This is a genomic window from Paenibacillus silvae (assembly GCF_014639235.1).
Lineage (GTDB): Bacteria > Bacillota > Bacilli > Paenibacillales > Paenibacillaceae > Paenibacillus > Paenibacillus silvae.
The window spans coordinates 81,586-103,042 of the sequence record NZ_BMFU01000016.1; the positions used below are offsets into that span (position 1 = coordinate 81,586).

The following is a 21,457-nucleotide window of genomic DNA, read 5'->3' on the forward strand; positions in this document are numbered from 1 at the left end:
GATTTTCCCCTTTGTAAAAGGGAATTCAAAAAAAATCTGGGGATAACCGCTACTCTCCAGGTTGTTCTGTCATCGGAGTGGATGGTGTAAAATCCTTAGTTCAACTTATATAGCATAAATGAACGTAGACTGCGTGGAATGATGAAAGGTTACTTGAGGATCGCTTCATGATTGCTCGATGAAAGCTTGTACGATGAATTAAGAATAAAAAATGCAGGATTGGAGGTCCGCTGAATATGAACTGCGACGAATATGGCCGTCTGCTGCCTTTGCGGACACTGGAGGAAATCCGTTTCTGGAAGGAGCAGGAGAAAGAACATACTCTCCTTATTCGGGCACTGGTTCCTGACCTGGAGCCTGCTTATGTGAAGATGCTGGAGGAATGGGAGGCAGCCTTTGCGAGCAGCGAACGAGCAGCGAATCAGCTGATCAAGCAGCTGCTGCCCGCAACCCAGCCGCCGGCTCCGTATATCATGCGCTGCATTGATCAGCTCGTCTCGGCAGCACAGGAGCAGTCCAGAGCGTTTATTAAGCAGCTGTATGTCATGCTGGAGCAAAGTGCCGCTGTACGTGCGCTTCCACTTGCTCAAACTGTAATTCTGCATATCATCCGTGAATCAGAGTATTTCCTGGGGGTACTCGAAACCTTGAGCCAGCCTGGCCTCCTGCGCGAAGCACCATCATCATCCATACTGCTGGAGAACGCATTGCACAGCACCCGTTCAGAAGACAACAAAGCCGTTTGGCGTGAAGCCAAAGAGACTCAATCCAATTCTACTACCCAAACAAATGCAGTTCCCACTTCTACTGTAAAGGCACAATCTGCATCCCCCCAGCCTTCTGCTGGCGGCAGTGCTTCAACTGAGCCTTCAACGAGTGCTTCCACGGTTAAAGAAAAGCCGGTTCCCATTGGCGGGCATACGCTGCCTCCCCTGCCTTACGCGTACAATGCACTGGAGCCGCATATTGACGAACTGACGATGCGTATCCACCACGACAAACACCATCAATCCTATGTAGACGGTCTGAATACGGCCGAGAAGAAGCTTGCTGAATCTCGTAAAAAGAACAATTTTGAGCTCGTCAAGCATTGGGAGCGTGAGCTTGCTTTTAACGGCGCAGGGCACTACCTGCATACGATCTTCTGGACCATTATGAATCCCGCAGGTGGCGGCAAGCCTGAAGGCATGCTTGCTGAGCAGATCAAACGTGATTTTGGCAGCTACGAGGCATTCAAAAATCAATTTACCGAAGCGGCCAACAAGGTCGAGGGCAGCGGCTGGGCGATGCTTGTATGGAGTCCGCGAGCGCATCGCTTGGAGATTTTACAGGCAGAGAAACATCAGAACCTCTCCCAATCCGACATCGTACCGCTCCTGCCGCTGGATGTATGGGAGCACGCCTACTATCTCAAACATCAGAACGAGCGCAAAAAGTATATCGAGGACTGGTGGAATGTCGTCTACTGGCCTGCTGTAGCTGAGCGTTACGAAGCCGCACGCAAGCTGTTGTGGCCGCCTTATTAAGCGCGAGCGGGGCATATGTAGTATAAGAATACGATAACAAACTATTTTAAATTTAAAAGAGATATCCCCAGTCGAAAGACTAAACGATATCTCTTTTTTAAATGCAATGCGCATCTCCCACCACATGCACGCGCACAATCCGTATGTTTTATTCTTTAATGGATGCGGCCTCGATGGTTTGATAAGCCCAATGCGTATCAGGAACATCAGACCATGCTTTTATCGCTGCTGAAGCCGGCTGAAGACCGATTAATTTGTTGATCATGGTCACAGCTTCAGCACGTGTTACAGGTTGTTCTGGACGGAAGGTGCCATCCGTATAACCTGTAAGCACACCTGCTGCATTCAGTCGATTAATAGCTTCCTGTGCCCAATGCTGCTGTACATCCTTGAATGCCGCTGCTGCCTCGGAAGCTGCTGTCTGCTCTCCCTTCAGCAAATGCTGCAGCACATTTGCCAGCTCCGCCCGGGTGATTGCCTGCTCCGGTTTGAAGCTGCCATCTGGATATCCTTTGACATAACCAGCCTGGACCGCAGCCATGATGCTGCTCTCTGCCCAGTGATTTGCTTTTACATCCGCAAACGATGCTTCGCTCTCCGCTTCTGCAGTACCTGTTACTCGAATCATGAGTGCAGCCATCTCTGCACGTGTTACGAAACGCTCTGGTTGGAAACGTCCGTCCGCATATCCGCGAATGTAAGGCTGTGCTTGTGTGGTCTGACCTGCCCAGTCTTTAACCCGAACGACAGAGAATGTACTGAACTGATCCACATGAATCTCAATGCCTTGCTGATTGTTATCTCTGTTAAGTGTCACAAGTTTACCATGCACCAATTCCTTGGTGCCGCTGCTATGTTCAATGTACACACCCAGGTCCGCAGGGTTCACACCTGCAAGCTGTTTGCTGTCCACTGGCAGTACAAGCGTGACTGGACGGCTTTGCAGATTGGTTTCAATCGTCATAGGCCGGCCCAGCACCTGAATATTTTTCGTTCCTGCGGATTGAATAAGGGTCTCGTTCGCCAGCAATCTTTGTTCAATTGCCTCACGTGACTCCTGTTTCTTTACCGGAACCAAACGGAAATACACATCGTCCGTTCTGTCTTTCAAAGAAGCAGCCGGAATGCTTACTTTCACGTTCGGATTAGAGATGACCAGCTCAATTCCTTGCTCTGCAAATAATATCACCGATTCACGCGCCAGCTTCACATCCCACTGAGAGACTTCATCCTTCACATCCGGAATTCGGATAACTGCCGTATGCGAGCCTGTTTTTTTCAATTGATCAATAACGGATTGCGCTTTGCTTTGGTTCAAAATAAGCTCGTCTTTAATCGTGCCATCTGTTCCACGAGTCCGGCTGAGTTCCAAGGAATCAATGGTGGAAGCCTGTTCGCCATTCGCCACATCCACCTTGATGATCTCCTTCTGCGGAGCAGTGGATGGAGCTGTTGAAGAAGATGTTGATGGAGAAGGTGATGGGGTGACAACCACTTCACCACCGCCGCTGCTTGGAGCTTGAGGAGTTACGGACACCGACACTTTAAAATCTGATGCACCCGAACCGTTTGAAGTTCGAACAGCAAATACGTAAGGCAGACCATTCGTTAGATTCGTAACGGTGTACTGCAATGCATCCATCGGCCCTGCCACTTTAACCCAACTCTCTGGATTCTGCGGCGCACCACTACCCTGATACATATAAACAACGTACCCTTCTATTTCGGGTACACTGCTCCAATCCAGCTTGACTTGTCCATTGCCAGCCTGCGGGGTAAGTGTTGCGGGTGCTTCTGGCAAACCAGGTGTAACTACATTGGAGACGACATAGTCGGACTCCGTATGAGTATCATTAGACGTAGATTTAACTGCAAAAATATAAGGCAACCCATTCGTCAAGCTATTGATTACCCTTTCACTGTTCAACATGTTTGTAATGTCAATCCAGTTATCAGGGTCTACTGGTTCTTTAGAACCCTGATACATATAAACAGCATCAGTAACTGAAAGATCCGAGTTCCAGCTAATTTTCGCCTGAGCATTACCCGCAACAGCTTTTACATTGGTAGGAGTAAACGGGGAGCCTTCAAGGGTTTGGAATTGCTGATACCCCAGATCAACCAAATCGACTGAATTGTTACCGGGATCATCAGCTGTAAAATATACAGCATAATCAGTCAAGGGAGATAAGTGATTGAAAAACAGGTCCTTCTCTTCCTCTGCCTGTAAATCAATATAAGTTCCTGCAAGTGTTGCATTTGCCTTGATTGTATCCAGTTCAGGCCTTGGGCTAAGCCAGTCTACTATACGAATCTCATAATATAGACGTGCACTCTCCGTTAGCTTTACACTTGATTTAAATGTTGATGCAGTAACCTTTACATCTATAGGAAAATTAGGAGCACCACGAACAAAGTCTATTGCAGCAGCTGCACCTGCTTTCCCCACAAAATAAGAATGATCTGTCATACCAAGTGCCAAAACAAAAATGAATAATAGTTTCATTGGACGATTTATCCATACCAGCTTATCGGATATTAATCTTCTCATCTCTTAACCTTCCCTTCGCTGTGGTTTTTGAATGAGTATACTAGTGGATTCTGAACATTTTCTGAACAAAATTCGACAAAACACGCATTAAACCATTGTTATTCGCAGCAGGTTCAATTTGTACAACAAAAAAGGCGAATCTCTTAATAGAGATTCACCTCATAATCCACTTCATATTACACTTCATACATAAGATACCTATGTTAAGAAGCGCAGCCCTCACATGCTACATAGTTGTCGCCAACCTGTTTGCTAATCGCAATCAGATCACCGAGCTTGATATCGGACTCCTCTGTAAACTCCAGATCGGCAATACGTGCCACAATCAGGGCAGCAGCCTCTTCTTTGCTGGTTGCCATTTGGCTGAACTCTGACTTTTCACCTGTTGAAATGACTTCATACAGGTATGTATATCTCAATGTTTCCACTCTAATCCTCTCCTTCCGAAATCACATCATACCATCTCTGTTACCCAATTCCAAGCCTGATGAAAAAGAACTCAGTCATATCGCGATTTCATCTGCTCTGCCGTCACTTGCACTTCATCGAGCCCAACAGAAAGCACCCGCTCCGTCCCGGCATGCGGATACCTGCTGCGCAGCGTGCGCACCAGAGATGCCGTATACGCCGTGGTCGAAGGAATGCCTGCCAGCTCCTGCAAACTTGCCATCGTGCCGGGTTTCACCTTCGGATATCCTTCTGCCGCTCCGCCCGAGGCTTCATCATAAAATCTGCGAACTGCTGCCGCAAGCTTATCTCCCTGACCCTCCACAATGATAAACGCAGTAATAATGTAAGCTTTTGCCTGCCGCCGCTGAGCGATACCGCAAAATTTCAATCCACCCACGCTGACATCATAATCACCGGGACAGAAGGCTCCCTGTACTTCTCCCGTCTGCGCCTGAGCTGACCAAGGGGTTAATGATTCGGCAATGATTGAAGCCATCTCGCGAAAATCATCATGGATATTGATGGCATGCCCCGGATTAGGCAGAATTAGCGACACATTCACAACTCCCGGATTCAAAGGAACGGCCGCTCCACCTGAAGGCCGCACACATACAGCAGCCCCCTCACCTCGAATACGCTCCATCGCTTCAACTGCAAGAGGCAGTCTACGGTCACGCAGCCCGGCTACAAAGGCATCCGGGTGACGCCATATATGAGCCACAGGCAAATGTCCTGACCCCACTCGTCTGCACATGACTTCTTCCCATGCAAACGCATCAAGCACACTGCTTCCACGGCGCATCAGCGGCGTTTCCCATATCTGCAAGCGCAGCGACGAATGCTTGGCAGCAGCTATTCTGTGTGCAGCGGTACTACTCTTCCCCGGTTCAGGACGTTGATCGGATTGGGAAGGTATACTCATCATCCATAACCTCCGACTGTTGAATTCATGCTTCATTACAACGTAACAGGCACGTTATGCCAGGCATAACGTTATATATAAATAAGCCGGTTCCCCAAGGAACTCGGCTTATCCAACCTTACTCTTTTATCAAAGACAGAAACTCCGCACGTTGTGCAGGGTTATCACGGAAAGATCCACGTACAGCCGAAGTTACGGTCTTGCTGCCAGGTTTCTTCACGCCACGTGCGCACATGCACAAGTGCTCGCCCTCAACCACGACCATCACACCATGCGGCTCTACAGCCTCTGTCAGGATGTCGGCAATCTGAGAGGTGATGCGCTCCTGTACCTGAAGACGGCGTGTTACCGCTTCGACCAGACGTGCCATCTTGCTCAGACCAACAATCTTGCCGCTCGGTACATATCCAATATGTACTTTGCCGAAGAACGGTGCCATATGATGCTCACATTGGCTGTAGTACACGATATCTTTAACGATGACCAGCTCTTCGTGATTCTCGTCAAAGGTGACACCCAGCACGTCACGGGGATCAACCTCATATCCGCCAAAAATCTCTTCGTACATCCGGGTTACCCGTGCAGGCGTTTCCAAAAGCCCTTCACGTGTACTGTCTTCGCCAATCAATTTGAGAATCTGTTCGACATGATATTCGATCTTCTCCCGATTGTCGGATACTTTGGAATTCAAATAATCTTTAACGCCAGCCATTGCCAAGCGCCTCCTTTCGAACCACATCATGCAAGCGGTTTAACCGCCTGAAGCTATTATTTTCGGCGGCCCGAGCTTTTACGCGCAGGATGTTGACTCGGCTGAGGCATTTTCGCACCTGGCTGCTGATTCTTCATCATCTGCTGGGCACGCTGCATTTGCTTGCCGTTCAGGTTATAGCCCATCTGCTTCGCCATCTTCTGCAGCATCTCAGGGTCGCTTTGCATTTTCTCGAGCTGTTTACGCAGGTAGAACACCCCGATGAAAAATCCACCGACCAGACCCACAATCAATGTAATAATCGGTATTACAATATCCATCTCTTAGACACCTCTGTATGCAATCTAAAAAACCTGCTGATCTGTGCCAGTAAACATCATAATTCATGATCATTTATCTCGATAATGCATACATGACACTGACCGGATTTCCTGAGAGTTATCATAGCATTTCCACAAGCCTTGAGCAAACGCATTTTCCAGATAAATGGCTTAGGTCAGTACACCTTCAATAAAGACCGTCGTCTGCTTCGCCAAATCTACCTCTACGACATCCAGGGAAAAACGTGTGCTGCCCCGTGCTATTCGAATAACTGGCCTGCCCGGCAGTCCTCGATGTTGACGAACAATAACACCCGTTTCCTTGGTAGACAGCCGGACAGCCGTTCCGTTGGGATACACGGATACACTTTTGTTAAACTCGATCAGAATATCCCGATCCAGCTTTGTTCCCGACATGGCCATCATCTCTTCGCACGCTTCGTGTGGAAGCAGACTGTTACCCGACAGACCGTTGATCAGATTATCATAGATGTTGGCTGCACTGACGATTTTGGCAAACAAATGTATGTCCTTACCTGTGATGCCTCTAGGTATTCCACTGCCGTCTACATGCTCATGATGCTGCAGTGCAGTATGTGCGACAAGCAGGCTGAACTCCCGCTTGTTCTTGATTACTTCGAAGCCGCGCCAGGTGTGGTGCAGCTTGGAAGTAGCACTGCTGCCAGACGGCTCGCCTACTTTTCCAATATCATGCAGAAGTGCACCTACAGCCAAATCCTTGAGCTGATTATAATTGAGCCCCATATTCAGTCCGATCACCGATGACAACAGACATACATTCATGGCATGAACATACTGTGCATTATCCTTGGTACGGATATCCGTTAACTGAACGAGCAGCTCACGCCCGTTCAGCACATCATTCAGCAGCTTGTCGATGCTGAGTGAAACTTTTTTCGGACTCCAATCTTTTCCGGACCTCACCGCTTCAAGCGTTACGCTCATATCATTGATAATGGCCCGTTTCGTAGCTTCATCCAGAATATCTTCTATCTCTACATCTTTATATGCTTCATCCTGGATGTACAGCGTGGTAACCCCGATACGCTTCAGCGTATTGACCATAAACACGGTGAGCTGGACTCCGGCAGACAGCAAAACCGTACCGTTGCTGGAATATACCGTCTTGCCCAGAATCTCTCCCGCCTCCACGCTTTCCACGTTTACATACTTCATGAACGTCCCCCGCTCTTACGTTTGCTGCTCCAATGTGAGCAATTGCTCCTTGGTTTGCAGACCGCCTACGTAACCCACCAGGGTGCCATCTTTACCGCTCATGCGATGACAGGGAATAACAATCGGAATAGGGTTCTTGCTAATGGCATCCAAAACTGCGCGTACAGCCTTGGGCCGGCCGATCTTTTCCGCAACCTCTTGGTGAGTTAAGGCTTCTCCATAAGATATATCGGTCAGAACCTGCCAAACCTGTAGCTGGAATGCAGTCCCATACCGCTCAAGCTGCAAGTCGAACGTCTTTCTTTCCCCTGCAAAATATTCCCGCAGCTGCTTAGCAGCTTCCCTCAGCTTCTCTTCATTTTTCTCGTATCGGTATTCACCGATCCAGGTACGTGCCCACTGCTGCAGGTGCGCTTCCCGTACATGGAAAGCCCCAAAATCAATATGGCACAGTCCCTCATCGGTTGCGCACAACGTAAGTGTACCGATTGGTGTGAGCAGCTCATCATAATATACAGGCTTGCCGTGAAGTCCGGTCACCGGGGACGGCTTCCATGCAGCGGCTTCCCCCGACTTGTCTGTAGATGCAGGCTGCTCACCATTTGTTTCCGTTGTACGCTCAAGCTCGCCTTCGCTCTTGCTATCCAGCTTGCTTGCATTACCAGCCTGCGGCTGTTCGGGTAAGGCAGTGGACGACATCAGTCGCTCCTTGGCCTTCTGCAGCATACTTAGCACGTTACCATCTTGTTCGATCGCGGCAGCTTCCCCTATAGCTCTCATGGCGTCTTCTCCTCCAATTCTGCTCAGCGCCCAGGCGGCGGTTCCCCGCAGCTCTGGACGCGGATCACGCTTCAGTACCTGTGTTAATTTGGGTACAGCGCTTTTGTCTTTGAAATTGCCCAGTGCAATGACCGCATTACGCTGAATCGGCTTTTTGCCCCGCCATGAGGCGGAGCTTTGACCGAAGCGTTCTTTGAACTCACGGTTGCCAATATCCAGCAGCGGCAGCAGCAAAGGCTTTACAATCTCCGGATCGGGATGAAACTCGGGATGGTGATCCCAGTTTTTGCCCCGATTTTTCGGACAAACAATCTGACATGTATCACAACCGTACAGACGGTTGCCTATTTTCAGCATAAACTCCTCATCCAGAAACCCTTTAGTCTGGGTCAGAAAAGAAATGCAGCGCTGCGCATTCAATTGGCCCGGGCCAACCAGCGCACCTGTAGGACAGGCATCAATGCATTTCGTGCATTCCCCGCAATCCTCAGTCACAGGCGTATCTGGCGGGAACGGAATATTCGTCACAAGCTCACCGAGAAATATCCATGAACCGAATTTCGGCGATATAATCGAGCAGTTCTTGGCACTGAACCCGATCCCTGCCCGCTGCGAGACCGCACGATCTACAAGTGCTCCCGTGTCCACCATGCTTTCGATCATCGCTTCCGGCACACGCTCGCGGATAAAGTTGACCAGCTTGTCCATCGCCGTGCGCAGCACCTGATGATAGTCCTGTCCCCACGCCGAACGGGCAAAAATGCCGCGGTACGCGCCTGGCTCCGACTTCGGCGGATTTATCATTTTGGACGGATATGCCACGGCTATGGCAATCAGGGAAGCAGGCTCGCCGCCTTGAAGGGCGGGATGCACTCTTTTTTCAATATCCGGCTCCTCAAAGCCTGACGCATACCCCTTATCGCGAGACTGCTCCAGCAGTGATTTCAGTGACACAAACGGATCAGCTGAAGCAAATCCAATATCATCTATGCCCAGTTCCGGGCCTGCCGCCTTGATCTCCTGCTTTAACGTCTCCCATACGGAGGCGGCCTGTGCTGCCCCGGTCCGTACGCTCGTCATTTCCTCTTCCCTCTCTTCTCTCAGGCACGTAATCGGTAAACAAGGAACGCCCGTCTCACGGAGGGAGATCAGGCGCTTCGCTATATACCTATATATCTTGCATAAAGTGCATTTACAGCCTACGTGCCCGTATAGTTAAACGCAAAAAGCGCTCTGAAGTTGTTGTGCTCCAACATTTTACAGCTTTTTCATCTCCGAGAATGGCCAGAAAATAAATTCGGCTTTGCCGACAATTTCACTGGAAGTGATGCTTCCGAACATGCGGCTGTCCTTGCTTTTGCCCTCATGACGATTATCTCCCATCACGAAGTAATGATCCGGCTCCAGTGTGATCGGCCCGAAATCCGGGTCCTGCACCTCAATGTCGGTATAACTCTCCGCCTGCTTCACGCCATTTACATATAAAAGGTGGTCCTTGACCTCAATCGTATCTCCCGGCAGACCCACAATTCGTTTCACCAGATAATCCTTCCTGCCCACATCTTCGCTTGGATCACGCAGCACAATGACATCCGACCGGGCCGGCTCGTCGAAATGATACACCATCTTGTTCACAAACAGACGATCGCGCTCCACCAACGTTGGCTGCATGGACTGCCCTTTGACCATTGACAGATTAAACACAAACAGGTTCAGCAGCATCATGATTACAAACGCAACCACTATCGTCTTCACCCAATCCCACAGCTCGGCTGTCCACGACTTTCCTGATGGCCCGGGAGCAGATTTCCGGTCGGATTCCCGCTCCTCCATGGTTGAAGGCTCTATCGAAGAAAAATTGGAATTCAAAGAGACACCTCATTTATCAGTTAGTAGATTACACGTGTAACCCAGGGTCATACTCCCTTTCAGTCTACTCTATTTGGTAGTCCGAAACAATTGGAGATGCCCACCAGCATGCGCAAAACACACACTCTTTAATACACGTTCCGGGAAAAATAAAACAGGGAGGCATCACTGGCGCTGCCTCCTCATCAAATAGAAAGGCATATCCACCACGCCATTGATGCGTGAACAGATATGCCTAATATGAAATAAAACTCTTATATTTCTTTGTCTAACTACACCGAATTCACCTGCACCGATTAAGCCTTGGACAAAATACTAAGTTTCTGAAAAGCACTCAGAATCTTATTGGCACCATACCCCATTGCTTCGTACAAAGGCATGGCTGCTTTGTTGTGCTCATCACCGGCCACCCAAATCTGGCTGACTTTGCGCTGCTGGAACCGCTGCTCCATAGCCTCGACAAGTGTTTTGCCGACACCGCGGCGACGATAATCTGGATGAACCGCAATACGATAGATGCATCCCTGGTTTTGATCAATCGTACCGATCAAGGCACCGACGAGGTCTCCCTCTTCTTCCGCAACCATGATCAGATCAGAATCCCATGACAATTGACGGGCAAACGGGCCCATCGTGTTCTCATAACACTCTTCCGATAGTGCAACCTGGAGAAGCTCCGTCATCTGGCTTGCATCACTCAACTGAAAGGAACGAACGTGCATGTCTTAAATCTCCCTTTTCGTTAGCTTAGATGAGGTTTTACAAAAAAGGGGGTCCCCTTTTACCAAAAACCCGATGTTCATATAATGACAAAAAACGAGAAAATACCGCTTCTTCGTCAATTAAACCATACTTTACTCCATAAAACACGCATTTTCTTCTGAAAGCGCTTTATTGTAACCGTTTACATTGAGATGAGTACAATTTTAACGATTTTTTTCGTCAAAATATTATAATATATTTCATAATGGGTAAAATATGTTTGTTATCTCTGGCCTGGATTTTCATTAACGATGGTTCAGGATACTTAATAAACAAAAATGTTGATTAATTATCCCGAATGCGGTTTAATAATAGAGGCAAGGGTATTATTACATATGTACCTTAACAACCAACAACAAAATCTCAGGAGGTATTTCACTATGGCTTTTCAATTACCAGCACTTCCTTACGCTAACGATGCACTGGAACCACATATCGATGCACAAACGATGGAAATCCACCACGATCGCCATCACAACACTTACGTAACTAACTTGAACGCAGCTCTGGAAAGCGCTCCTGAACTGCAAAACAAAAGCTTGGAAGATCTGATTGCTAACCTGGACAGCGTACCGGAAAGCATCCGCACAGCGGTTCGCAACAACGGTGGCGGACATGCCAACCACAGCTTGTTCTGGGAAATCATTGGACCAAACGGCGGCGGCGCACCTACAGGTGACATCGCAGCAGCGATCGACAGCGAACTGGGCGGCTTTGACAAGTTCAAAGAAGACTTCGCTAAAGCAGCAACTACTCGTTTCGGTTCCGGCTGGGCATGGCTCGTTGTAGGCAAAGATGGCAAATTGTCCATCACTAGCACGCCTAACCAAGACAGTCCGCTCTTCGAAGGTCTGACTCCGGTTTTGGGTCTGGACGTATGGGAGCACGCTTACTACCTGAAATATCAAAACAAACGCCCTGATTACATCTCCGCTTTCTGGAACGTAATCAACTGGGATGAAGTGAACAAACGTTACGCTGCAGCAAAATAATTGCTGTTCAGATAGAAGAGCCTGCATCGGTCCTTTAGGATCAATGCAGGCTCTTTTTGATCTATGCCGGGCAGCGTTGGGCTGACATACTGGGATACGTCTGGGCAGGGAGTGGCAAGCGCGTCGGCGCAGGAGGTGCTTGGTCCGCACCACGAACACGCGCGATTACGATGCTTTTTTTGAACATCTGTAAGTTATACTCCAACGCTGAATGCCCGACATCCCTATAATACGCAGCAGACCGCAACCTCTCTCTCCACCCTCTCCTTCTAGTTTACATACGTGATACCTCCACGGGACCTCCACATCATCTTCCGCTGCGCTAACGATTCCTAGGAACGCTATTTGCCCGTTTTTCGGCCTTTCAAAATTCTAACGATCTCCAGAAACGCTATTCACCCATTTTTGGCTCTAAAATGCTCCTGATGAGCAATTTTGAACCAAATAACGTCTCTCAGAATCGTTAAAATTCCGAACCCCAATATTTCAGCGAAATAAGGTGTCTGGGAATCGTTAGCGCTGACCAACTTAGGATATTTTGCCCAATACAGCCTGTCCATCCATTTGCTTTACTTAGTTACTTTCACACCCAACTCACTCGCAAACTGTACTGATTACTCGCCTACTGTGACTCCTTTGCACATCAGAGCACGCAGAGTAAAATTCCTTGGTTACTTTTTGTACTTTTGCTCGTTCGTATATCCTATCGTTTTATTCGCAGACCGCAGCATACTTGCATACTTCCTTAGTTGCATTTTCACCGCAAATTACACACGGAGTATAATTCGTCTTGGTTACTTTTGTACTGTCACTCGTTCGCATACGCTATCGCTTATTCGCACACCGCGGCTTACTTGCATACTTCCTTGGTTGCATCCTCACCGGGAATCACACACGGAGTATAATTCACTGGTTACTTTTGTACTGTCACTCGTTCGCATACCTCAGCTTACTTGCATACTTCATTAGTTACATTCCCACTGCGAATCACACACGAATTATAACCCCTTGGTTGCTTGGGTTCTGTCAATCGTACGCTATCGCTTATTCGCACACCGCAGCATAATTGCATACTTCATGAGTTGCATCCTCACCGCCAATCACACGCGGAGTAAAATTCCTTGGTTACTTTTTGTGCTGTCGCTCGTTCGCATACCCTACCGTTTTTTCGCATACCCCGCATGTTTGCATACTTCATGAGTTACATTTTCTCCGCGAATCACATGCGGAGTATCGTTGCGACGGCACAGGTCGGGCCGCAGCGGCTGGGAATTCCTTGGTTACTTTTGTACTGTCACCCGTTCGCATCCACTATCGTTTATTCGCAGACCGCAGCAGATTTACGCACCGCAGCTCTTGTATACTTCATTAGTTGCATTCTCATTATTCGGCTAATTCATCATAAGCCCCGGCGAAATAATTGCGAAGCAACTTTAGAAAGACGTTTGGAAAAGCCAGCTTCTCCATGTCTTCCGGGCCGATCCATTGATATGTGAGGCCGTCGCCTTTGCCTGTCAGCACTTCCTGTGACGCGTTAGCGGTGGTGGAGGCTGACAACGGCTTATTATGTTCAAGGAGTGAGCCTGATTGGCTCTCCGTGTAGGCTGTGCCTGGTGCTGATACATCTGCCGCTGCAGAAGTAAGCTCAGCATCCGCTTTGGGTTCAGCGGAGATTTGCAACTGTCCAGTAACAGCAGCCGCTGAACTTGCCTGTGACGCCGCCTGTGCATCGTAGGCGGCCCTTGCTTCCGCGGCGATCAGCGGAAGCTCACTGCCCAGGTCCTGCTCGGTGCACTTGTACACCTGCAGGCTCCAAACAATATGGCTGAACACATGCTCCGCATGGGTAGCCAGCCCTTCCGGGCGGGCAGCGAAGCCTTCCGCCCACAGACTGCCGGCCAGCAGCGCCATGGCCGGCTCATCCGCCAGCGGCGCTGCCGCCTTACCCGCTGCGGCAGGCGCCGCCAGCACATGCGGCAGCTCCCACATCCGGGCCAACAGGCCCGTCTCCGGGCGCTGGCGCACAAGCACACGGCCGCGATGGGCACCGCTGCCTTCCACCAGGGCAACCAGCCGCTGCTCAGGACGCGGCGGCTTGGCTTTGGTCTTGACCGGCAGTGTAAGCTCTCTTCCGGCAATTCTGCCGGAGCATTGCTCCATCACCGGGCAAGTCAAGCAGTGCGGCGCTTTAGGTGTACACACCAGCGCCCCAAGCTCCATCAGCGCCTGATTGAAATCACGCGCCCGCCCTTCAGGAATGAGCTCTGTCGCGAGCTCCTCCATCAACACCCGGGTGCTGCCCTTCATAATATCCTCATCAATGAGGAAATAACGGGATAACACCCGCATAACATTGCCATCCACCGCTGGCTGCGGCTGGTTGAAGGCAATGCTGAGAATGGCCCCGGCAGTATACGGGCCGACCCCTTTTAACGCAAATACACTCTGCTTGTCCTGCGGCATCTCTCCCCCGTGCAGCTCCATAACCTGCTGTGCAGCTGCCTGAAGATTACGTGCACGGGAATAATAGCCGAGTCCTTCCCAGTTTTTCAGCACCTCTTCCTCCGGCGCTTCTGCAAGTGCCTGCACAGTCGGAAAATTCGTAATAAAACGGTTAAAATACGGGATCACCGTATCCACCCTTGTCTGCTGCAGCATAATCTCGGAAACCCATGTAAAATACGGATTATTGTGGCGACGCCACGGCAAATCCCGGCGATTGATCATATACCAATCCAGCAGATTCACACTGAAATGACGTTTCTGTTCTTGTAAACCCATAACTTCTTCCTTTCCTCTATCCACGATTCATCCCAAATAACGACTGCATTATCAATGAGCAATGACTCAGTGATACACCATCTTGCACGATCGATAAGAACAAGCCTGGCTTTTATCAAGCACATCATCATGTGCTTTACGCATCCTGCATGCCAAGCAACAGGGTAAGACATAAATTCGCTACACCCCTTGCTATAACAAGCTATTCATCATTTGTCCCCATCCCTATAACGTGTCTCCATCCCTATCACTACACCTGCTCCACAATGGCAAATGCTGCAGCCAGTTCTGTCTGATGTGTGATGCTGAGATGAATTTCATACTGTTTATCATAAGGAAGCTGCAATCGCTCCCAGGCTTCGCTGGTCAACGAAGCAACAGGACGGCCGGATGCATCAGGCAGCACTTCAATATCCGTAAAACTCATAACAGCCCCGATCCCGCAGCCAAACGCCTTGGACACGGCTTCTTTAGCCGCAAAACGACCCGAAACAAACTCGGCCATCCGTTTGCCGCGATGAGCTGCAATATCACGTTCAGCCGGGGTCAAAATACGCTTCATAAATGCCTCACCATGCCGGCCAGACAGCAGTTTCCGCATCCGTCCAATCTCTAATATATCGTTGCCGATGCCATATATCACAATGCTTCACCCGCTTAATTGTTTAGGCTGTTTAAAAATAATTGTCCTATCCTATCATTGCGAAACTTCTAGATAAGTTAAACTAAAGAGTGTACACAATCCACCCCAATATACTCATCAATCCAGGCACATTAGTCAAATATCGTGCATCGCTCATGGCAAGTGCAAGTCCTGCCACCCTCTACTGCAAGCGCTAACGATCAGGAGAAGCCTTATTTCGGCATATTCGTGCTTTGGAAAATTCTAACGATCCCGAGAGACGCTATTGTGCTGAAATCAGCTTGATCAGGCTTCTTTTTCAGGATTTCGAATGGAATAAGCTTTCTGAGGATCGTTAGATTTCAAATGTCCCCGATTCAGGGAAAATAAGCTCTATGGGGATCGTTAGCCTTCCCTCTTCGACTTAAACAGCCTGCCAAGGCTGGTACCTTGCCCCATTACAGCGATCTTTGACGATCATGGATCGTTGTTAAGCGGCATAATGTCGTTTCTTTAGTTCAATTTATATAGAGCATATATTCCAAACTTTCTGATCGAATCCTTCGAACCTTTCCGAACACGTATTCTATTGTAGCAGGAGGCGTGCAGGGATGCGAGTTTCCATTTTGCAAATATCCAATTTCCCCAAAAAAAGCAAAAAGAGCCGCTGCCCGAGGCATGACTCCTTTTTCAACAGAAACATATTACACATGTCTCCGCTCTTGGAACATATCGTTTTGGTGCACATGTATTCGATGCACATGGTTAGGATTACAGCTGATACATGCCACTTCAACATTTATGGCAGCTGACCAGCCTTCACCCGGATTAGATACCAGGAATGGCATTACGCTTGTGATGTGTACGTTTGTAAAAGGCTTCCAGGCGCTCTTGCGCGGCAGGGTCGATCTGCTTGCCTTCAAGGTAATCGCTGTTTGCTTCGTATGAAATACCCAGCTCATCCTCATCGGTTTGACCTTCCCATAGTCCGGCAGAAGGAGCCTTGTCCAGAATGGATTGCGGAACCTTCAAATAAGCAGCAAGCTGACGCACCTGACGTTTGTTCAACGTGCTTAGCGGTGTGATATCTACAGCTCCATCGCCCCATTTGGTATAGAAGCCTGTAATCGCTTCGGACGCATGATCTGTACCTACAACAAGCAGATTTTCTTCAAAAGAAAGTGCATATTGCATCACCATACGTGTTCTCGCTTTTACATTGCCCTTGCCCTGATGCGTCATATGACGCGGACTGCCCAGAGACTTGAAGCCCTGCTCCACTTCCAGCGCAATCTCATTCACGGCATCTTCAATATTGGTCTCGACCACGTATTTCAGATCAAATGCTTTGGCTACAGCGTAGCTGTCCTGAATATCCGCTTGCTCTCCATAAGGCTGGAATACACCAAGCGTTTTGTACTCTTGATTGTTCTCTGCAGTAAGCTCGTCCGTAGCCTGTTTGCACAGCGCTGCAGCGACTGCACTATCGATTCCGCCACTGATTGCGATCAGCAGCCCTTTGGTACCGGAATTTTTCACATACGTTTTCAAAAAGTCTACACGCTTGCGTACTTCCTCGGCCTCATCAATGCTTGGTTTAACCTTCAATTCAGCGATGATCTGTTGTTGCAAACTCATCGTCATACACCCCGTTTCTGCATGATTAAAAATCTGGCGGCATCGTATTACTCTATAACGGAAATTTGACACCTGGCTTGAAAGGTTCGAATGGTTCAATAACCTGATCTGTCCAAAATGAAACGCCCCGGCATCGGTCATCCGAAGAGCGGGGCGTTCTATGGAGCGAATTAACGGCAGTAGCGATCAAACGCACTTGTCAGGTCAGCCGCGATTTCCTCTGCAGAACGATCCTCCACTTGGTGACGCTCGATAAAGTGAACGAGTTCTCCGTCTTTCATCAGTGCGATGGACGGTGAGGAAGGTGGATATGGTGCAAAGAACTCACGTGCTTTTGCAGTAGCTTCCTTGTCTTGACCAGCAAATACGGTGTAAAGATGATCCGGTGTAATATCGTTCTGAAGCGCCTGAGCAACTCCTGGGCGACATTGACCAGCGGCACATCCGCATACCGAGTTAATGACAACCAGTGCTGTTCCTTTCGCATCCGGCAGGCTTGCTTCAACCTCTTCCGGTGTACGCAGTTCCTGAATTCCCAATCTAGTCAGCTCATCCCGCATTGGCTGAACCATATCTCTCATGTATTGATCAAATGACATCGACATTTCAGTTTCACTCCTTATAATGGTTGTTCTATGATCTCGCTTGTAAAATTAGAGAACGATCGTTGTGCACCCGTGAATGCGTCCATATCGAAAAAAATGGATACACGATGTGCTATTCCTATTATACATCCCCAAGCAATGAAAGCAAGATTCAGACAACACCTGCGGAACGGCTTTCTCTATCTTATTATGGCTGACTCTCTGGCAAAGTATGCTGACTCACTAACGCTGAAAGGCAACTTTGAATGTCGTGCCCCGCCCTTCTTCCGATTCAACCGTAATTGTGCCATTGTGCCGTTCCACGATGCTTTGACACATGGATAATCCAAGTCCAGTTCCTTTTGCTTTGGTTGTAAAAAAAGGTTCAAACAGCTTTTCCTTCTTCACCGGCGGGATTCCAGGCCCCGTATCATGTACACATAACTCTACCTTGTCGCCATCTGTGCGTGTTTCCAGCGTAAGCACGCCCTTCTCATTCATTGCTTCCATGCCGTTACGAGCGAGATTTAGCACAACTTGTTTGATCTCTTTCGCGTTGAGATTCAGCTTGGGCACATTATGGTCCAGCATCAGCTCGATGCTTTGACCACGCAGATTCGCATCGGCCCAAAGCAGCGGACTGAGCTCATGAATAATATCATGCAATTGCGATTCTTCCTTCTCCGCAATCCGGTTTTGAGCGAGTGACAGAAAATCATTGATGATGCTGTTGGCCCGATCCAGCTCTTCCAACACGATCCGATAATAGTGGTCCAGGGATTCGGGGCTCTTTTCCTGCATTAATTGAAGAAATCCCCGGACAACTGCCATCGGATTACGCACTTCATGCGTAATGCTTGCCGCCATCTGCCCCACCAGACTCAGACGGTCTACATTATCAAGCTCGCTGCGCAGCATCTCCAGCTCTGTAATATCCTGAATGATAAGCATCGCCCCGGAGACAATTCTCGACCCGTTTTGCGTATAAGCATAGATCGGCACCGTGCGTGACAAAAATACATGTGAGCCGTACCGAACCGTCAGCACATTCGCCTCACCATGAGCGATTGCTTGATGAATGCTGTGTTCCATTTTCTCTGCCTGCTCCTGCTCGACAAATTGACTGGCATGCTGCCCGATCAAATTATTGGCTGAAGTGCAGGGCAGCTGCTCTTTGGCAGTCTTTTTCATAATCTCATTAACAAAAATAATTCTGCCTTCCTTATCTACCGTAGCGATGGATAGAGGAACCGCATTTAGAATCTGATGAAGCTTCTCGGTTTCCGTAATATAGTGGTGATGCACTTCAGAAAGGTGCTGCTCCATCCCGCGATAATGTTTCATTCGTTCCAGCCATAGCTGACTCAGGCTGCCCGCAACCAGTGCACCTGCCATATATCCGAGACCTGACAGGATCAAAAACGTTTGAGAAAATGCAGTATCGGAAGAAAACGAGAGCACCCGCAACAAGCCGGACACCATGATTTCGGCAAAGATCAGTCCGATAACTGTTCTCATTTGACCGGATGATGTATTATGCTTGAATCGTTTGGCTGACAACCATACAATAGGATAGAGAAGAATACCCGTATGAAGAAAAAATCCGTACAAATTATAGGGATGTGCTATAAGAAAATAGAAGAGAATATGTAGAAGAGACAAGGCCGCGCCTATACGGGGGTTACAATAAAGAACCGCAAGCGTAACCGGGATAATGCTTAGGGATATAGGAAGGGTCTCGGTACTTTCAAATAACGCAAACAGCAGACATAACAGCATGCTGAGCACACTCGTTACTGCAAAGCTGTAATTCACCTTATCTATATGATTATGCCGAATTACCTGCTGTTTGGAGAGCCCCAGATAAAATAAGGGAATCAAGACCACTGCCGACCCTGCCAGCAGTACTTGTAAAAGAATGTCCTTTAACGCAACCACAACGTCATCTCCTCCTCGACCTGCACATTCCCTCATTAATTCTGATTAAAACATAGGCGACAGTTTATTACAATATATCCCTTTAAGCTGCAAAATAGAACACCTTATAACTCTGTCTTGTTACAGAAAAAGGCAGTGGTAGACATCGTCTATAAAAAAACAGACAAAATCAATAAAAAGAAGGTAATTATGAATGTATGACGTTATCGTAATAGGCGGCGGTTCCGCGGGTCTGATGGCTTGTGTGGCAGCTGCCGAAAATGGAGCCTCTGTGCTGCTGCTGGATAAGGGAGATCAGCTGGGCCGCAAGCTCGGCATCTCGGGCGGAGGACGCTGCAATGTCACTAATGCGAAGGAGACGGACGAGTTGATCCGGCATATCCCGGGCAATGGCCGTTTTTTATACAGCTCATTTCAGAATCTGGATAATCAGGGCATCATGCGTTTTTTTGAAAATCTCGGCATCGCCTTGAAAGAAGAAGACAACGGACGGATGTTCCCTGTCACGGACAAAGCCAAAACAGTTGTGGATGCGCTTGTTGGTAAAATCGTCTCACTCGGCGTAGAAATCCGTACTAAAGAACCTGTTAAAGAGCTGATTCAGAACGGTCAGCATGTACAAGGGGTTAAGCTGGCTTCGGGTAAAGTCATACATGGCCGCTCTGTAATTATCGCAACCGGGGGCAAATCCGTGCCGCAAACCGGCTCCACGGGTGACGGATATCCTTGGGCTGAAGCCGCAGGTCACACCATCACAGAACTGTATCCAACCGAAGTGCCCATAGTGTCCGGAGAGAGCTGGATTCAGTCCAAAGAACTTCAAGGCTTGTCTCTGCGTGACATTGCTCTGTCTGTGCTAGATGCGAAAGGCAAAACCGTCATCTCCCATCGTGGAGATATGATTTTCACCCATTTTGGAGTATCCGGTCCGGTTGCCCTGCGCTGCAGTCAGTTTATTCGCAAGGTGCAGATGAAATCCGGCAATACCCAAGTCACGATGAGCATTGACCTGTTCCCTGACCTTACTCCTGCTGCGCTGGAAGCACAGGTAAAACAAGGTCTGGAGCAGGAATCTCGCAAGGCTGTGAAAAATATTTTGAAAACATGGGTGCCGGAGCGTCTCATCCCTCTGCTTATGAAACGTGCAGAGATCGGAGACGATCTCTCCTTTCACCATTTTCCAAAAGGCATGTTAAGCCATCTATGTGGACTCATGAAGTCATTTACCTTCCGCGCAGACGGGACGAGATCCCTCAAGGAAGCCTTTGTTACTGGAGGTGGTGTTCACTTAAAGGAGATATACCCTAAAACGATGGAATCCAAGCTGCTGCCAGGATTATTCTTTTGCGGCGAAGTACTGGACATTCACGGCTACACTGGCGGCTATAATATAACGGCTGCATTCTCCACCGGATACACCGCTGGTATGCATGCCGCCGAATACAGACACACCCACTGATGTGAGATTAACGCTAACGAATCCTATAAGTCTTATTTGGCAGAAAATCACCTCTTTTGGATTTTAACGATTCTCAGGAACGCTATTTCGCTCAAAAACCGACTTTCCAGCATCATCAGAGTCATTTTGGGCTAAATAACGTCTCTGGGAATCGTTACGTTTCAAAACACTCCATAAAGCAGCAAATAGCGCTTCCTGGAATCGTTAGAATATGCCCAAGTGTTCCCCACCATCTCATGGTGTAACTTGCCTCTAGAGTAAAAGGCTGGGCAAAACCCAGCCCCTCCTCATCAAACCGTACGTGAGGTTTTCCCTCATACGGCTTTCCGATGTTCGTCATTCATGAGCATGCAA

At 48.6% G+C, this 21,457-nt stretch carries 17 protein-coding genes; 3 read left to right on the forward strand and 14 right to left on the reverse strand.

The features are described from left to right. Nucleotides 1-236: 236 nt before the first annotated feature. Nucleotides 237-1,526 carry a Fe-Mn family superoxide dismutase gene (locus IEW26_RS27330; RefSeq protein ID WP_188594686.1) on the forward strand — a complete coding sequence of 430 codons (1,290 nt, stop codon included), beginning with the start codon at nucleotides 237-239 and terminating at the stop codon, nucleotides 1,524-1,526. A gap of 148 nt (nucleotides 1,527-1,674) precedes the next feature. On the opposite strand, the gene IEW26_RS27335 is transcribed toward IEW26_RS27330, so the two are convergent. The 9 genes from IEW26_RS27335 to IEW26_RS27375 all read right to left on the reverse strand — a co-directional run bounded on the left by IEW26_RS27335 (nucleotide 1,675) and on the right by IEW26_RS27375 (nucleotide 11,049). Then, nucleotides 1,675-4,077, reverse strand: coding sequence for an S-layer homology domain-containing protein (locus IEW26_RS27335; RefSeq protein WP_188594687.1), 2,403 nt, complete (start codon nucleotides 4,075-4,077; stop codon nucleotides 1,675-1,677). A 203-nt stretch (nucleotides 4,078-4,280) separates the two neighbouring features. Continuing rightward, the gene (locus IEW26_RS27340; RefSeq protein WP_090924575.1) at nucleotides 4,281-4,505 is read right to left on the reverse strand and encodes a hypothetical protein; all 225 of its coding nucleotides are present in this window, start codon (nucleotides 4,503-4,505) and stop codon (nucleotides 4,281-4,283) included. Nucleotides 4,506-4,576: 71 nt separating this feature from the next. Continuing rightward, the gene (locus tag IEW26_RS27345; protein WP_188594688.1) at nucleotides 4,577-5,449 is read right to left on the reverse strand and encodes a lipoate--protein ligase family protein; all 873 of its coding nucleotides are present in this window, start codon (nucleotides 5,447-5,449) and stop codon (nucleotides 4,577-4,579) included. A 118-nt stretch (nucleotides 5,450-5,567) separates the two neighbouring features. Then, nucleotides 5,568-6,161, reverse strand: coding sequence for a GTP cyclohydrolase I FolE (folE, locus tag IEW26_RS27350; protein WP_111272853.1), 594 nt, complete (start codon nucleotides 6,159-6,161; stop codon nucleotides 5,568-5,570). 56 nt (nucleotides 6,162-6,217) lie between these two features. Then, on the reverse strand, nucleotides 6,218-6,481 hold the full coding sequence (locus IEW26_RS27355) for a YneF family protein (RefSeq protein WP_111272854.1): 264 nt from the start codon (nucleotides 6,479-6,481) through the stop codon (nucleotides 6,218-6,220). 171 nt (nucleotides 6,482-6,652) lie between these two features. Then, nucleotides 6,653-7,678 (reverse strand): HD-GYP domain-containing protein, encoded by a 1,026-nt coding sequence (locus tag IEW26_RS27360; protein WP_145406326.1) that lies wholly within the window; start codon nucleotides 7,676-7,678, stop codon nucleotides 6,653-6,655. 15 nt (nucleotides 7,679-7,693) lie between these two features. After that, nucleotides 7,694-9,538, reverse strand: a complete 1,845-nt coding sequence (gene queG, locus IEW26_RS27365) for a tRNA epoxyqueuosine(34) reductase QueG (protein ID WP_188594689.1) — start codon at nucleotides 9,536-9,538, stop codon at nucleotides 7,694-7,696. 177 nt (nucleotides 9,539-9,715) lie between these two features. Then, the gene (gene lepB / locus IEW26_RS27370; protein ID WP_111272861.1) at nucleotides 9,716-10,291 is read right to left on the reverse strand and encodes a signal peptidase I; all 576 of its coding nucleotides are present in this window, start codon (nucleotides 10,289-10,291) and stop codon (nucleotides 9,716-9,718) included. Nucleotides 10,292-10,623: 332 nt separating this feature from the next. After that, the gene (locus IEW26_RS27375; RefSeq protein WP_090924581.1) at nucleotides 10,624-11,049 is read right to left on the reverse strand and encodes a GNAT family N-acetyltransferase; all 426 of its coding nucleotides are present in this window, start codon (nucleotides 11,047-11,049) and stop codon (nucleotides 10,624-10,626) included. 420 nt (nucleotides 11,050-11,469) lie between these two features. On the opposite strand from IEW26_RS27375, the gene IEW26_RS27380 reads away from it, so the two are divergent. Next, complete coding sequence (locus IEW26_RS27380; RefSeq protein WP_111272857.1) at nucleotides 11,470-12,081, forward strand: superoxide dismutase; 612 nt, start codon at nucleotides 11,470-11,472, stop codon at nucleotides 12,079-12,081. A gap of 1,383 nt (nucleotides 12,082-13,464) precedes the next feature. Here the strand turns inward: IEW26_RS27380 and mutY are convergent. The 5 genes from mutY to IEW26_RS27405 form a co-directional block, all read right to left on the reverse strand. Continuing rightward, entirely contained in the window at nucleotides 13,465-14,862 is a 1,398-nt protein-coding gene (mutY, locus tag IEW26_RS27385) for an A/G-specific adenine glycosylase (protein ID WP_188594690.1), read from the reverse strand. 250 nt (nucleotides 14,863-15,112) lie between these two features. Beyond that, complete coding sequence (gene acpS / locus IEW26_RS27390; protein WP_145406329.1) at nucleotides 15,113-15,505, reverse strand: holo-ACP synthase; 393 nt, start codon at nucleotides 15,503-15,505, stop codon at nucleotides 15,113-15,115. A gap of 807 nt (nucleotides 15,506-16,312) precedes the next feature. Continuing rightward, nucleotides 16,313-17,122 carry an NAD(+) synthase gene (gene nadE, locus IEW26_RS27395; RefSeq protein WP_111272621.1) on the reverse strand — a complete coding sequence of 270 codons (810 nt, stop codon included), beginning with the start codon at nucleotides 17,120-17,122 and terminating at the stop codon, nucleotides 16,313-16,315. Nucleotides 17,123-17,292: 170 nt separating this feature from the next. Further along, complete coding sequence (locus IEW26_RS27400) at nucleotides 17,293-17,727, reverse strand: BrxA/BrxB family bacilliredoxin (RefSeq protein WP_110899630.1); 435 nt, start codon at nucleotides 17,725-17,727, stop codon at nucleotides 17,293-17,295. A gap of 222 nt (nucleotides 17,728-17,949) precedes the next feature. After that, entirely contained in the window at nucleotides 17,950-19,644 is a 1,695-nt protein-coding gene (locus IEW26_RS27405) for a two-component system sensor histidine kinase NtrB (RefSeq protein ID WP_188594691.1), read from the reverse strand. 193 nt (nucleotides 19,645-19,837) lie between these two features. Here IEW26_RS27405 and IEW26_RS27410 point away from each other — a divergent pair, with 193 nt between their 5' ends. After that, nucleotides 19,838-21,103 carry a BaiN/RdsA family NAD(P)/FAD-dependent oxidoreductase gene (locus IEW26_RS27410; protein WP_188594692.1) on the forward strand — a complete coding sequence of 422 codons (1,266 nt, stop codon included), beginning with the start codon at nucleotides 19,838-19,840 and terminating at the stop codon, nucleotides 21,101-21,103. Nucleotides 21,104-21,457: the final 354 nt, after the last annotated feature.